At 68.9% G+C, this 13,593-nt stretch carries 15 protein-coding genes; 11 read left to right on the top strand and 4 right to left on the bottom strand.

The window, feature by feature from the left end:
• Positions 1–989 precede the first annotated feature (989 nt).
• Both AB0E90_RS04060 and AB0E90_RS04055 read left to right on the top strand, forming a co-directional pair.
• A complete protein-coding gene (locus tag AB0E90_RS04060) occupies positions 990–1,571 on the top strand; it encodes a helix-turn-helix transcriptional regulator (RefSeq protein WP_360398762.1) in 582 nt (193 codons plus the stop codon).
• Positions 1,572–1,837: 266 nt separating this feature from the next.
• Positions 1,838–2,794 (top strand): hypothetical protein, encoded by a 957-nt coding sequence (locus AB0E90_RS04055; RefSeq protein ID WP_360398759.1) that lies wholly within the window; start codon positions 1,838–1,840, stop codon positions 2,792–2,794.
• Between the two features lie 116 nt (positions 2,795–2,910).
• Here the strand turns inward: AB0E90_RS04055 and AB0E90_RS04050 are convergent, their stop codons facing one another.
• Positions 2,911–3,834: a COX15/CtaA family protein gene (locus AB0E90_RS04050; RefSeq protein ID WP_360398756.1), complete on the bottom strand. Its 924-nt coding sequence runs from the start codon at positions 3,832–3,834 to the stop codon at positions 2,911–2,913.
• A 217-nt stretch (positions 3,835–4,051) separates the two neighbouring features.
• Here AB0E90_RS04050 and AB0E90_RS04045 point away from each other — a divergent pair, with 217 nt between their 5' ends.
• From AB0E90_RS04045 to AB0E90_RS04010, 8 genes are all read left to right on the top strand, one after another.
• Positions 4,052–4,783, top strand: coding sequence for a transcriptional regulator (locus AB0E90_RS04045; protein WP_360398753.1), 732 nt, complete (start codon positions 4,052–4,054; stop codon positions 4,781–4,783).
• Complete coding sequence (gene sufB, locus AB0E90_RS04040) at positions 4,780–6,201, top strand: Fe-S cluster assembly protein SufB (RefSeq protein ID WP_360398750.1); 1,422 nt, start codon at positions 4,780–4,782, stop codon at positions 6,199–6,201. Before AB0E90_RS04045 ends, sufB begins: the two co-directional genes overlap by 4 nt.
• Positions 6,202–6,250: 49 nt before the next feature.
• Positions 6,251–7,381 (top strand): Fe-S cluster assembly protein SufD, encoded by a 1,131-nt coding sequence (gene sufD / locus AB0E90_RS04035; RefSeq protein ID WP_360398747.1) that lies wholly within the window; start codon positions 6,251–6,253, stop codon positions 7,379–7,381.
• An 85-nt stretch (positions 7,382–7,466) separates the two neighbouring features.
• Complete coding sequence (locus AB0E90_RS04030; protein WP_360398744.1) at positions 7,467–7,799, top strand: non-heme iron oxygenase ferredoxin subunit; 333 nt, start codon at positions 7,467–7,469, stop codon at positions 7,797–7,799.
• Positions 7,796–8,557, top strand: coding sequence for a Fe-S cluster assembly ATPase SufC (gene sufC, locus AB0E90_RS04025; RefSeq protein ID WP_360398741.1), 762 nt, complete (start codon positions 7,796–7,798; stop codon positions 8,555–8,557). The genes AB0E90_RS04030 and sufC overlap by 4 nt, the downstream gene beginning before the upstream one ends.
• Before the next feature lie 14 nt (positions 8,558–8,571).
• On the top strand, positions 8,572–9,801 hold the full coding sequence (locus AB0E90_RS04020) for a cysteine desulfurase (protein WP_360398738.1): 1,230 nt from the start codon (positions 8,572–8,574) through the stop codon (positions 9,799–9,801).
• Positions 9,801–10,256 carry a Fe-S cluster assembly sulfur transfer protein SufU gene (sufU, locus tag AB0E90_RS04015; protein ID WP_360398735.1) on the top strand — a complete coding sequence of 152 codons (456 nt, stop codon included), beginning with the start codon at positions 9,801–9,803 and terminating at the stop codon, positions 10,254–10,256. The genes AB0E90_RS04020 and sufU overlap by 1 nt, the downstream gene beginning before the upstream one ends.
• 85 nt (positions 10,257–10,341) lie before the next feature.
• Positions 10,342–10,812 carry a metal-sulfur cluster assembly factor gene (locus AB0E90_RS04010; protein WP_360398732.1) on the top strand — a complete coding sequence of 157 codons (471 nt, stop codon included), beginning with the start codon at positions 10,342–10,344 and terminating at the stop codon, positions 10,810–10,812.
• 45 nt (positions 10,813–10,857) lie between these two features.
• Here the strand turns inward: AB0E90_RS04010 and AB0E90_RS04005 are convergent, their stop codons facing one another.
• Both AB0E90_RS04005 and AB0E90_RS04000 read right to left on the bottom strand, forming a co-directional pair.
• A complete protein-coding gene (locus tag AB0E90_RS04005) occupies positions 10,858–11,241 on the bottom strand; it encodes a hypothetical protein (protein ID WP_360398729.1) in 384 nt (127 codons plus the stop codon).
• 3 nt (positions 11,242–11,244) lie between these two features.
• On the bottom strand, positions 11,245–11,979 hold the full coding sequence (locus AB0E90_RS04000; protein WP_360398726.1) for a hypothetical protein: 735 nt from the start codon (positions 11,977–11,979) through the stop codon (positions 11,245–11,247).
• 85 nt (positions 11,980–12,064) lie between these two features.
• On the opposite strand from AB0E90_RS04000, the gene AB0E90_RS03995 reads away from it, so the two are divergent.
• Positions 12,065–12,820 carry a maleylpyruvate isomerase family mycothiol-dependent enzyme gene (locus tag AB0E90_RS03995; RefSeq protein WP_360398723.1) on the top strand — a complete coding sequence of 252 codons (756 nt, stop codon included), beginning with the start codon at positions 12,065–12,067 and terminating at the stop codon, positions 12,818–12,820.
• On the opposite strand, the gene AB0E90_RS03990 is transcribed toward AB0E90_RS03995, so the two are convergent.
• Positions 12,812–13,507 carry a histidine phosphatase family protein gene (locus tag AB0E90_RS03990; protein ID WP_360398720.1) on the bottom strand — a complete coding sequence of 232 codons (696 nt, stop codon included), beginning with the start codon at positions 13,505–13,507 and terminating at the stop codon, positions 12,812–12,814. The two genes, AB0E90_RS03995 and AB0E90_RS03990, sit on opposite strands and share 9 nt — an antisense overlap.
• Positions 13,508–13,593: the final 86 nt, after the last annotated feature.

Here is a 13,593-nt window from a genome sequence, read left to right as displayed (position 1 = left end):
GGTCTCCAAGATCGCGGGTTGGCCGCACAGCGGAGGGCCGGCTCTCCCGATCTTGGGCAGTTAGCGCGCCGCCCGAGCATCAAGTCTCCAAGATCGCGGGTTGGCCGCGAGGCGCCCAACCCGCCGGCCCCGAGCCCAGCCCTCGCCGACTTCGGCCTCGCCGCCTGCCATTTCCGTCGGTCAATGTTCGGAGCCGCCGCGCAGACTTGGCAGCTGCGCGGCTCCGAAATTCGCTGACCTGCGGCTTTCGAATCGGCGCCTGTGGATAACCGGCGTGTCGTCCACAGGCGCCGAAATTCTTCTTCATTGATCACCGTGCCCCGGCACTCTGAGTGCAGTTCGTCAGCGGGTGGCCGGCCATCCGCCGACGTAACAAGTGCCATGGCCATCGATCGTTCATCCGCAGCAGCGTCCGCCGTCGTTGCGCGCGCCGGCGGACGCAGAAAGGAGTGAGGCCTCACGACAGCCGCGGAATAGAGCGTGGCGGCCGCTTACGTGTCTCCCAGGGCGGCCGCCGACCTCAACCGGCCCGGTTTCCGGGAGCCCGGTCGCCCGCCCTGACCAGGCGCCGGCCGGAGCGTCAGCTCTCCGGAACGCCATCGGCCGGGCCGGTTGAGGTCCACGCGCGGGTCCGTAAAGGAGTGGCATCCGATGACGGACTCGACGATCACCATGGATACGGCCGCGCCGCCGAGGACGTCCTCGATCGGTAAGTCGGTGCCGATCAGTGAAGGTGCCAACTTCCGCGGCAAGTGCTCACCGAACTCGAGAACCGCGGTGTCGACGACGCGGTGATGGCAGTTGAAAGGGCTGCCGGACGCTCTCGGTCAGGCCTGGCCCGAGGCCGTGGTCCAGACCCGTGATCCACCTGCTGTGCCTTCGGAATGACCTCCGAAGGCCGACTCAATCCGGCCGCCAACCAACCACGGCTCGTTTGGCGGGCCCGCGCGGCTTGACGCTTAGACGTATACGTCTATAGGTTCGGCGGCATGCCGTTGGATGCGACGCGGAACGGGCTGGTCCTGCCGATGCTGGGTCTGCTGGTCGAGGAGCCCGCGCATGCGTATGACGTGGCCGTGCGGCTCGCGGGGCGCTATCCGCAGCTGACCGTGACGCGCAGCAGCGTCACGACGCTGCTGAAGTCCCTCGCCGGCGCGGGGCTGGTGCGGGCCCGCGAGCCCGAGCGGACGGGGCGCCGCCCGGCGCGGACCGTCTATGAGCTCACGCCTGCCGGGCTGGAGCTGTTCTGGGGGAGGGTGGGGGAGGGGCTGAAGGAAGGAACACCGGCCTCGGTCGCTTTTCTCACCGCTCTCGCTTACCTGGGAGTGCTGCCCCGGGCGACGGCGGCGAGCGTGCTGGGCGAGCGGCTCGCGCGGCTGCGGCGGGAGCTCGACGCCTTGCCGCCGGACCCACCTGCGCTCGCGGAGATTCAGATGATCGAGGTCGCCTACTGGCGGACGATCCTCAGCAACGAGATCGCCTGGCTCTCCGCCGTGGCCACCCGAGTCGAGAGCGGAGACCTCGCGTGGCCTCAGCGCGCCGATCAGGGGCAGGGCGGGCAGGGGGCGTGAGTAAGGCGCGTTGTTCGAAACCCGGCCGGTCGGGCGTGCGGTGCGTTGAGTCGGTCGCACGACCGGCGCGCGGTTCGAGGCCGGTTCGGCAGGTGTACGTGCGGAGCCGGTTCGGCAGGTGTACATGCGGAGCCGCCGCGGCAGCACGACGCCGCGGCAGCACGACGCCGCGGCAGCACGACGCCGCGGCAGCACGACGCCGCGGCAGCACGACGCCGCGGGAGCGGGGCGGTGCGAGAAGCGGACGGTGGGACGGGGAGGGTGTCGTGAAGTACGGGATCTATGTGGGGGCGCGGGCCGGTGTCACCTGCTCGCGGGAGTCGGATCCGGGGCGGGTGGGTGAGCTGGTCGATGAGCTTGGCGGTGGTGGGCCGTTCGTGATTCGGGAGTATGTGCACTTTCTCGGGGCGGCGCCGGATCCGGCGGTCGTCGCGTCGATCGGGGCGGCGCGGGAGTTGGAGCGGCTGACCATGCCGGACGAGTGGTACGTGACCGGCGGGCGTGAGCTGGACCTGGTGGTCAGCTATCTGCCCGCGGAGGCGGACCTTCCCGGGTGGCTGGCATTTCTGGACCGGGTCATCGAGCGGTACGCGAGCATCACCCGCTACCTGCAGGTGACGCTCGAGCCGAACTTTCCGATCCCGCTCATCGACGGCAGCTCGCCCGGTGTGATGGAGGCGCTCGTCGAAGGGCTTCCGCATGCGCGGCGGGCGTTGCGGGAGCGCGGACACGGCGACGTCCGGGTCGGGTTCTCGGTGGCCGAGCCGGCCGAGTGGCTCGGTGGGGACGACGAGTTCTGGCGGCGGCTGGGGAAGGCGGATCTCGCGGCGTCCGTCGACTACGTGGGGCTGGGGCTGTATCCGGACGCGTTCGGGCCGCCGGCGCCGGTCGGCGCGGTGCGGGCGATGACCGAGCACGCGTTGCGGCGGCTGCGTGAGCGCAGCCTGGTCGCGGCGGGGATTCCGGCGAGCACGCCGATCCACGTCGCCGAGAGCGGGTCGCCCAGTCTGCCGGGCCGCGATCAGGTGGCATCGCTCGCGGCTATGCAGGACGTGGTGCGGGAGCAGCAGGCGGCGCTGAACATCGCGGTCTACGAGCTGTTCGGGCTGCGGGATGCGGACACCGGCGGCGGCGAGGCGGTGGGCGCGCTCGGGCTGGTCACCGATGAATACGTACGGAAGCCGGCCTTTGATCTTTATCGGCGGGCGACGCGGGGCGGCTGAAGAGCCGTCTCCTTGAATCCCGGGGCCTCAACCCGCGGCGGAGGCACCGAGATCCAGGATTTGTGCACAATGCGGCAGGCTGCCCGGCGTGGGCGGCGGGTCCGGCCGGCGAAAGCCTAAGACGCGGGGACCGGCTGCTGGGCGGGCGCCGGGACGGTGGCCGGGGGAGCGGCCAAGGCTGGGCGTTCGCGGATGGACCAGCGGACGGCCAGGGTGCCGGTCCAGACCAGGCCGGCGCCGAGCATGTGGGCGGCCACCAGGGCGACCGGCAGGTGGGTGAAGTACTGCACGAAGCCGATCAGGCCCTGGGACAGCTCGACCACCAGCAGGATCAGGGCGGCGCGGGCGGGGCCGGGGGCGTTGACCGCGCGGAAGGCGAAGCAGAGGGCCACGGTCAGGCCGACCAGGAGGAAGACCAGGTCGGCGTGGGCCTGCGAGATGTTCGCCTGGTCGAGGCCGTTGCGCTTGGCGCCGTTGTCGCCGGAGTGCGGGCCGCTGCCGGTGACGATCACGCCGAGGACGACCACGGCCGCGCTCGACAGGACCATCAGGGTGGTCAGGTGGCGGAGCGGGGCGGGCACCAGGAAGACCGGGGCGCCGTCGCCCTCGGCGGTGGCGCGCCACAGGGCGTAGGCCGCGACGATCAGGGCCATCGACAGCAGGAAGTGCAGGCCGACCACCCACGGGTTGAGGTGGGTGAGGACGGTGATGCCGCCGACCACGCCCTGCCCGGGGATGCCGAGGAGCACGGCCAGGCTCAGCACCACGTGCCGGCGGCGGCGCGGGCGCTCCAGCAGGGCGACGACGAAGCAGGCTAGCGCGATCGCGGCCAGCACGAAGGTCAGCATGCGGTTGCCGAATTCGATGACGCCGTGCACGCCCATGGCCTGGGTGGTGGTGTAGGACCCGTCGGTGCATCTCGGCCAGGTGGGGCAGCCGAGACCGGAATCGGTGAGACGGACCGCGGCACCGGTGACGATCAGCCCGACGTTCGCAACGAGGGACGAAAGGGCCAGCGGGCGCAACGCGGGAAGCTTCACCTTTGGCATGCTACGCAGCGATTCCGGAGGCGGGTGAGCCGGGATTCCGGAGGCGGGTGAGCCGGGATTCCGGAGGCGGGTGAGCCGGGATTCCGGAGGCGGGTGAGCCGGGATTCCGGAGGCGAGCGAGCTGGGATTTCGGAGGCGGGCGAGCCGTGGTCCGGATCACCGGGGGGTTGGTTTGCAGCGGCCGCCGGAATTACGTAACGTTGGCGTAGTGAAAACCGAGGTGTTGATCCAGATCGGGGCGCCGGCGTCGGCCAGCGCCTCCGACGGTCGCACCCGTGACCGGGTCGCTCAATTGTTGCTCGAGCGGGGCGCGGCAACCGCCGCCGACCTCGGCGCTGAGCTGGGCCTGAGCCCGGCGGCGATCCGCAAGCACCTGGACGCCATGCTCAGCGAGCATCTCGTGGAGACCCGTGAGGTGCGCCACCAGGGTCCGCGCGGGCGTGGCCGGCCGGCCAAGGCGTTCGTGCTGACCGCCGCGGCGCGCGAGACGTTCCCGCATTTCTACGACGGCATCGCGATGGCGGCGCTGCGCTGGATCGCCCAGCGGCACGGGCCGGACGCGGTGAGCGAGTTCGCCGCCGCGCAGGTCGCCGCGCTCGAGGAGCGTTGCGAGGCGGCGATGCGTGAGGCCGGCGACGACCCGATCGCCCGGGCGGAGGCGCTCGCCGAGGTGCTGACCGCCGAGGGTTACGCTGCCAACGCTTCCACGATCGCGTCCGGCGGGCAGCTGTGCCAGCACCACTGCCCGGTGGCCCACGTGGCTGCCGAGTTTCCCCAGCTGTGCGACGCCGAGACCGCGGTCATCTCGCGGCTCATCGGCACCCACGTGCAGCGTCTCGCCACCATCGCGCACGGCGACGAGGTGTGCACCACGCACATTCCCGGCCCGGCGCGGTCCGCTGCAACCACCGCTGCAACCACGGTTAGGACAGATACATGACCGACCAAATCGTCACTCAGGAAGAGCACCTCGCCGCCCTGGGTAAGTACGAGTACGGCTGGGCCGACACGGACACCGCCGGGGCGCTCGCCCAGCGCGGCCTGTCCGAGGCTGTGGTGCGCAACATCTCCGCGCTGAAGAGCGAACCGCAGTGGATGCTCGACCTGCGGCTCAAGGGCCTGCGGCTGTTCGACCGCAAGCCGATGCCGTCGTGGGGCGCCGACCTCACCGGGATCGACTTCCAGAACATCAAGTACTTCGTGCGCTCGACCGAGAAGCAGGCGGCCAGCTGGGACGACCTGCCCGACGACATCAAGAGCACGTACGACAAGCTGGGCATCCCCGAGGCGGAGAAGCAGCGTCTCGTCTCGGGTGTCGCCGCTCAGTACGAGTCCGAGGTGGTCTACCACAAGATCCGTGAGGACCTCGAGGAGCAGGGTGTCATCTTCGTCGACACCGACACCGCCCTCAAGGAGCACGAGGAGCTCTTCCGGGAGTACTTCGGCACGATCATCCCGGTCGGCGACAACAAGTTCGCCGCGCTGAACACGTCGGTCTGGTCGGGTGGCTCCTTCATCTACGTGCCCAAGAACGTCAAGGTGGACATCCCGCTGCAGGCGTACTTCCGGATCAACACGGAGAACATGGGCCAGTTCGAGCGGACCCTGATCATCGTGGACGAGGGTGCCTACGTGCATTACGTCGAGGGCTGCACCGCGCCGATCTACTCGTCGGACTCGCTGCACTCCGCGGTCGTCGAGATCATCGTCAAGAAGAACGCCCGCTGCCGTTACACGACCATCCAGAACTGGTCGAACAACGTCTACAACCTGGTCACCAAGCGCGCCACCTGCGAAGAGGGCGCGACCATGGAGTGGATCGACGGCAACATCGGTTCCAAGGTGACGATGAAATACCCGGCGGTCTACATGACCGGCCCGCACGCCAAGGGCGAGGTCCTGAGCGTCGCGATGGCCGGCGAGGGCCAGCACCAGGACGCCGGCGCGAAGATGGTGCACGCCGCGCCGTACACGTCGTCGACGATCGTCTCGAAGTCGATCGCGCGCGGCGGTGGCCGTACCTCGTATCGGGGTCTTGTTCAGGTTCTGGAGGGCTCTTCGCACTCGAAGAGCACCGTCAAGTGCGACGCACTCCTGGTCGACACGATCTCGCGGTCCGACACCTACCCTTATGTCGACATTCGCGAGGATGACGTGTCGATGGGGCACGAGGCGACCGTCTCCAAGGTCTCCGAGGACCAGCTCTTCTACCTGATGAGCCGCGGTCTCACCGAGGACGAGGCGATGGCGATGATCGTGCGTGGCTTCATCGAGCCGATCGCCAAGGAACTGCCGATGGAGTACGCCCTCGAGCTGAACCGCCTGATCGAGCTCCAGATGGAAGGGGCTGTGGGCTAGCGCCCACAGCCGGGCTCCCAATGGTCAAGCTGGAAAAACTAAGGAAGAAATGACTACCGAGGCCATCGCTCCGCCGCCCAGCACCAAGTCGCAGGTGCTGCGCTCCTTCGACGTCGCCGACTTCCCGGCTCTCAACGGGCTGGAGGAGGAGTGGCGTTTCACCCCGCTCAAGCGGCTCGGCGACCTGGTCAAGGCGACGAAGCTGACCGGGGTCGCGCCCGCCGTCGAACACGGTGAGCTGCCGGCCGGCGTGACGGTGTCGCACGCGGACAAGACCGACGCGGTGCTCACCCCGTTCGACCGGATCAGCGCCCTCGCCTACGGCTCGGCCGACGGCGTCACCGTGATCGAGGTGGCGCCGGAGACCGAGCCCGCCGAGGCCGTCGTCCTGCGCCTGGTGGGTAAGGGCGGCGATGCCGCCGCGGCCCGGACCCTGGTCAAGGTGGGTGCGTTCGCCAAGGTCACGATCATTCTCGAGCAGACGGGTACGACGACCCTCGCCGACAACATCGAGGTCGTGACCGCCGACAGCGCGCAGCTGACGTTCGTCACGGTGGCCGAGTGGGACGCCGGCGCCGTGCAGGCCCAGCACATCAAGCTCGTGGTCGGCAAGGACGCCCGGGTGCAGCACGTGCAGGTCTCGCTCGGCGGTGACCTGGTCCGCCAGTTCACCAGCGTCGAGTACACCGGCCGCGGTGGCGACGCCGAGCTGTGGGGCCTCTACTTCGCCGACGCCGGTCAGCACTTCGAGCACCGGCAGCTGGTCGACCACACCGTGCCGGACTGCCGCAGCTACGTCGGTTACCGGGGCGCGCTGCAGGGCGCGTCGGCGAAGACCGTCTGGGTCGGCGACGTGCTGATCCGGGCCACCGCGACCGGCACCGACACGTACGAGATCAACCGCAACCTGATCCTCACCGACGGCGCTGTTGCTCACTCCGTACCCAACCTGGAGATCGAGACCGGCGAGATCGTTGGCGCCGGGCACGCGAGCGCAACCGGCCGCTTCGATGACGAGCAGTTGTTCTACCTGATGGCCCGCGGCATCCCCGAAAGGGAGGCCCGGAAGCTGGTGGTCCGCGGGTTCTTCGCCGAGCTGCTCAACAAGATCCCGGTCGAGGAGCTGCGCGAGCGCCTGGGCGACGCCGTCGAGGCACGTTTGGCGGAGTATTCGTCATGATCGCCTGCACCGAGCGGCACCCAGCTGCACGTGCGGACGGCCCCGCAGGCGAGGGCCAGAAGAGCATGACAGAGGTGGGCTCAGAGTGAGTTTCGAGCTCGTCGGCCCGGCGGCCGACATCGCGAAGGGGACGGCGATCCGGGTGGAGATCGCCGACCTCGAGATCGCGGTGGTGCATGCCGACGACGACAACTTCTATGCCGTACGCGATGAATGCAGTCACGCCGCGGTCGCCTTGAGCGAGGGCGAGGTGGACGGGTGCACGCTGGAATGCTGGTTGCACGGGTCCCGCTTCGACCTGCGCACCGGCGAGCCGACCGGACTTCCCGCCACCGAGCCGGTGGCGATCTTCCCCGTCGAGATCCGCGACGGCGACCTCTACGTTTCGACCACACCGAGTAATGGAGTAAAGCCGTGAGCACCCTGGAGATCCGCGACCTGCAGGTGTCGGTGAAGCTGCCCGAGGGCGAGCTGAAGCCGATCCTGGCCGGTGTCGACCTGACGGTCAAAGCCGGCGAGACCCACGCGATCATGGGTCCGAACGGCTCGGGCAAGTCGACGCTGGCCTATTCGATCGCCGGCCACCCGAAATACCAGATCACCGGCGGCTCGGTCACCCTGGACGGCGCCGACGTGCTGGCCATGACCGTGGACGAGCGGGCCCGCGCCGGCCTGTTCCTGGCCATGCAGTACCCGGTCGAGGTGCCCGGCGTCTCGGTGGCGAACTTCCTGCGCACCGCGAAGACCGCGATCGACGGCGAGGCGCCGAAGCTGCGCACCTGGGCCGGCGAGCTGCGCGGCGCCATGGAGAAGCTGCAGATGGATCCGGCGTTCGCCCAGCGCAACGTCAACGAGGGCTTCTCCGGCGGCGAGAAGAAGCGGCACGAGATCATGCAGCTCGAGCTGCTGAAGCCGAAGGTCGCGATCCTCGACGAGACCGACTCCGGCCTCGACATCGACGCGCTGCGGATCGTCAGCGAGGGCGTCAATCGGGTCCGTGAGACCGGCGAGACCGGCCTGCTGCTGATCACCCACTACACCCGGATCCTCCGCTACATCAAGCCGGACTTCGTGCACGTCTTCGTGGCCGGCAAGATCGTCGAGCAGGGTGGCCCCGAGCTGTCCGAGCAGCTCGAAGCCGAGGGCTACGAGCGCTACGTGGCCGCGCGCGCCTGACAGGGGACAGAACAATGACGTTCGACGTGGCCCGGATCCGAGCCGACTTCCCGATCCTGTCGCGGGAGATCAACGGACATCCGCTGGTCTATCTGGACAGCGCCAACACCTCGCAGAAGCCTCGCCAGGTTCTCGAGGCCATGCGCGTGCACCACGAGCGGCACAACGGCAACGTGTCCCGCTCGGTGCACACGCTCGGCACCGAGGCCACGACGGCGTACGAGGAAGCCCGCGCCAAGGTCGCGTCCTTCGTCAACGCCGGCACCCCCGACGAGATCGTCTTCACGAAGAACTCGACCGAGGCGCTCAACCTCATCGCGCACTCGGCCGGGCAGATGCTCGCGCTGAAGCCCGGCGACGAGATCGTGATCTCCGAGATGGAGCATCACTCCAACATCGTGCCGTGGCAGCTGCTCTGCGAGCGGACCGGCGCCACACTGCGCTGGTTCGGCATCACCGACGACGGCCGGCTCGACCTCGCCGCCATCGGTGACCTGATCAACGAGCGCACCAAGCTGGTGTCGGTCGTGCACATGTCGAACACGCTCGGCACGATCAACGACGTGTCGGAGATCGTCACACGGGCCCGTTCGGTCGGCGCCCTGGTCGCTCTCGACTGCTCGCAGTCGGTGCCGCACCTGCCGGTCGACGTGCGCGGACTCGGTGTCGACTTCATCGCGTTCACCGGCCACAAGATGCTCGGCCCGACCGGCATCGGCGTGCTGTGGGGGCGGTTCGAGCTGCTCGCGAAGATGCCGCCGTTCCTGGGTGGCGGCTCGATGATCGAGACGGTCACGATGGCCGGAACCACCTACGCGGCGCCGCCGGCCCGGTTCGAGGCCGGCACGCCGCCGATCGCCGAGGCGATCGGACTGGGCGCGGCGGTCGATTACCTGAGCGATCTGGGCATGGCCGAGGTCCATCAGCACGAGCAGGACATCACCGCGTACGCGCTGAAGACCTTGATCGATGTTCCGGGTGTTCGCATTTTCGGGCCCTCGACTCCCGAAGGGCGGGGCGGCACGGTGTCGTTCGCGGTCGACGGGGTACACCCGCACGATGTGGGACAGATCCTGGACGCCCTCGGTGTCGAGGTGCGGGTCGGGCATCATTGCGCCAAGCCGACCTGTGTGCGGTTCGGCGTGCCGGCGATGACCCGCGCGTCCTTCTACCTCTACACGACCACGGACGAGATCGACGCGCTGGCGCGGGGCCTCGACCAGGTGAAGAAGGTGTTCGGCTGATGATGCTCGACGCGCTGTACCAGGAGATCATCCTCGACCATTACAAGCATCCGCACGGCCGTGGCCTGCGTGATCCTTACGACGGCGAGGCCCATCACGTGAACCCGACGTGCGGCGACGAGATCACCGTACGGGTCGCTTCGGACCTTTCTGATATTTCGTACGATGGTGTGGGTTGCTCGATCAGCCAGGCCTCCGCGTCGGTGCTGCACGAGTTGCTCGTCGGCAAGTCCACCGGCGAGATCGCGGGAATCCACGAGGCCTTCGTCGCGCTCATGCAGGGGCGCGGCCAGGCCGAACCGGACGAGGACGTGCTCGGCGACGCGGTGGCGTTCGCCGGGGTGGCAAAGTTTCCGGCGCGGGTCAAATGCGCGCTGCTGCCGTGGATGGCTTTCAAGGACGCCGCGGTCCGTGCGGGTGTGGACGTGGGCGCAAGCCCGGAGGTGAAGGCATGACCGCCTGCACCGAGCGGCACTCAGCAAAAGCTGCGGACGGCCTCGCAGGCGAGGGCCAGAAGGGCATGCCAATGGGAGGCACAGAATGACTGACACTGACAAGACTGTCGACGAGGTTCCCGCCTGGCTGGCCGAGGAGCGCGCCGAAGCCGGCACGCCCGCCGAGGAGGTGCCGGCGGTGGAGGTCAGCGCGCCCGCCGAGGCACCCGCCAAGGTCCCGTTCACCGGCAAGATCGCGACGCTCGACGACGTCGAGGAAGCGATGAAGGACGTCGTCGACCCCGAGCTCGGCATCAACGTGGTCGACCTGGGCCTGGTCTACGGCGCGTTCGTCGACGAGGACAACGTCGCCACCCTCGACATGACACTGACGTCGGCGGCCTGCCCGCTGACCGACGTGATCGAGGAGCAGACCCGGGCGGCCCTGACCACCGGCCCGGGCGGCGGCCTGGTCCAGGACTTCCGCATCAACTGGGTGTGGCTCCCGCCGTGGGGGCCCGACAAGATCACCGACGACGGCCGCGAGCAACTCCGAGCCCTCGGCTTCAACGTCTGATCGGCTTTGCTTTACGCCGGGAGCGGCCCGCCGCTCCCGGCGTTTTCATTCCCAGTGCCAGCGCTGCGCGGTCGGCGGCGCCTGCGCGATGACCTCGCGCAGCATCTGGGCGACCGCGCGGAGAAACTCCAGCGCGCCCGCGTCCGACGGGTCGTCGAGGACCCAGTTCGCGTCCCAGGCAACCAGCCGAGCGAGGACGTTCGGTTCAGCCGGCGGGTCGGCGAGCACAGCCTCGAGTGCGCGTAGGTCCTCCTGATGCAGCCGGATGTTGGTCTGAGCCAGGCCGGCAAGGTCGGCGCGGACCTCGTCGAGGGTCTCGGCGTCGTTGAAGGAGGAACCCAGAAAGGAACTCACGGTTTCCAATGGCGGCCGTGAAAAGCGTTCCTCGATGTTCTGGCGTGCCCACTCGGGCAGGCGCGAGAGGTCCATGGCTCACCCTAACGCTGTGGGGAAAGCGGTCACGATGTAAGGCTGCGGCGGATCAGTCCCCGGTGCAACGCGAATCGTGATCCGCACCGTGCTGGTGACCGTGTATTGCGCCTGGGGAGGCCCAGCGCCATACATACCCCTGTTGACGAAGCCCTCGCCGATCTTCTGGCGCGCGTCGAACACGTCGCGGTGAAGCCCGTCGATCGCCAGGTCGTTGCGGATTCGCGTCCAGTTCTCTGCTACGTAGTCGTTGATGACTCGATGCATGGTCGTGTGATCGGTCCACTTCAACGACGCGGTGGCTGCGCCATGCCAATCCGTGCCGTTGTAGATGCGGCCCTCGATTGTCTTTCTGCTCGGGTCCAGCCGGAGCGGGATGTCGGGTCCATGACGGTCCAGGGTGTGTGCGTTGTGATGCTGATGGGCGGCGTGCGCTGCGTCGTTGGCAGCCATGTTGAATCGCGGGGGATCGTTGTCGAGCTTGGCGTGCTGGTCCTCCCACAAGCTCAGCTCGATGTCGTCGGGAGTCTGCGGGCGGGTCTGAGGAGGGCCGCCGATCGCTGGGGCCGCCGCTTCCCGGACGCCTCCGATTTGTCCCTTCTTGATTTCGCTCAGCGTCAGCTCTTGGAACCTGGCGACGCTGCCGAGGCCGCCCCCACCACCCGACGGATGGGAGTGCGGCCCTCCGCCGTCGTCGGGCGGGTCGTCGTCGTTGTGGTGAGGCCTGGAGCGGGGCACCGGCTCGTCCGTTCGACGGGGCTTTGAGTGACCACAGTAGATACGTACAGCAAACTTGTCGTACCCCGCTGATAGAACTTGGGGCATGACTGACACAGTGCCGTTTCAGCAGCTTCTGGTGCAGATCGAGGACAGGTCGGCGGTGCTGCGCGACGCCGCGGCGGCCGCGTCCGGGTTCGATGCGCGGGTGCCGGGGTGTCCTGACTGGACGCTTCGCGATCTGGTGACGCACATCGGCGAGGTGCAGCGTTTCTGGGCCGCCGTCACGACGACGGCCGACGCGGCCGGGCCGCCCGGCGAGGAGCAGCTCGGCGACCGCGAGCCGCAGGGTGACCTGCTGGCCTGGTTCGGCGAGTCGACCCGCCTGCTGGTCGAGGCGCTCATCGCCGCCGGCCCGGAGAGTCCGGCCTGGGCCTGGTGGGGTTCCTCGGAGGCGCCGCTGACCGCCGGGGCCATCGCCCGGCACCAGGTTCAGGAGGCGGCCGTGCACGCCTTCGACGCGCAGGAGTCGGCCGGCAAGCCCGAGCCGCTGCCCGCCGCGATCGCGGTCGACGGGGTCGCCGAGTTCATCCAGGTCGGCCTGGGCGCTTCCGGGCCGTGGCCCAAGCGTCCGGCGCGCATCGTGTTCAGCGCCACCGAGGGCCCGTCCTGGGTTCTCGACCTGTCCCCGTCCGGCGCCCGGCTCAACCCGGCGGCGAGCGGCGAGCCGGTCGCGACCGTGCACGGCTCGGCCAGCGACCTGGTCCTGGCCCTCTACGGGCGCGTTCCCTTCGACGACCTGCGGGTCGACGGCGACCGTTCGGTGCTGACCGAGCTGATCGAGTGGCAGCCGTCAGAGTGAGGTGAGGTGGTCGACGTCGTTGTAACGGACGATCTCGAGCCGCCCGTCCCGCTCGAGGAACTGGGAGATCGACGCGTTGCGGACCGTTCCCTCGGCCCGCTCCATGGCGATGACCTGGTCCCAGTCGAGGCCCTCGACGACCGCCCGCATCATCAGCACGACCGCGTCGTGGGCGACCACGACCACCCGCTCGCCGACGTGGTCGCGGTTGAGATCGGCCAGGAAGGAGGCGAGCCGAGCCTCCACGTCGGCGAAGGACTCGCCGTTCGGCGGGGCGTAACGATATTCGCCGGCCTCGGAGCGGCGCCCGGCCTCGTCCGGGAAGCGTTCCGCGATCGCCGCCCGGGTGAGCATCTCCAGCTCGCCGAGCAGGCGGTCGACGAGGCGGTCGTCGGTGACCGGCGCCGGCAGGTCGAGCCCGGAGGTGTCCGCGGCGATCCGCCAGGTTTCCTTGGCGCGCAGATAGGGCGAGGTGATCACGACCTGTGGCCGCTGCTCGGCGGGGAGCGCGGACAGCCAGGCCCCGACCGCGGCGGCCTGCGCCTGCCCGGTCGAGGTCAGCGGCACCTCGGCGTCGCGCCCGCTGATCTCGGCTTCGAGCAGGCCTTTCGCATCCGCCGCCGGAAACGCCACGTTCGACAGGCTCTGCCCGTGCCGAACCAGAATCAGCTCACCAACCACGCTCATGATCGGACCATATCCAGCCCAAGGGGTCCTACGCAGCGTTGTGTGCAGTGCCACTGATGGTCGACCGGGTGAAAAGTGGGGGCAGA

This window comes from Actinoplanes sp. NPDC026619 (assembly GCF_040638295.1).
Taxonomy (GTDB): domain Bacteria; phylum Actinomycetota; class Actinomycetes; order Mycobacteriales; family Micromonosporaceae; genus Actinoplanes.
This window is presented reverse-complemented; position numbering and strand designations above follow the sequence as displayed.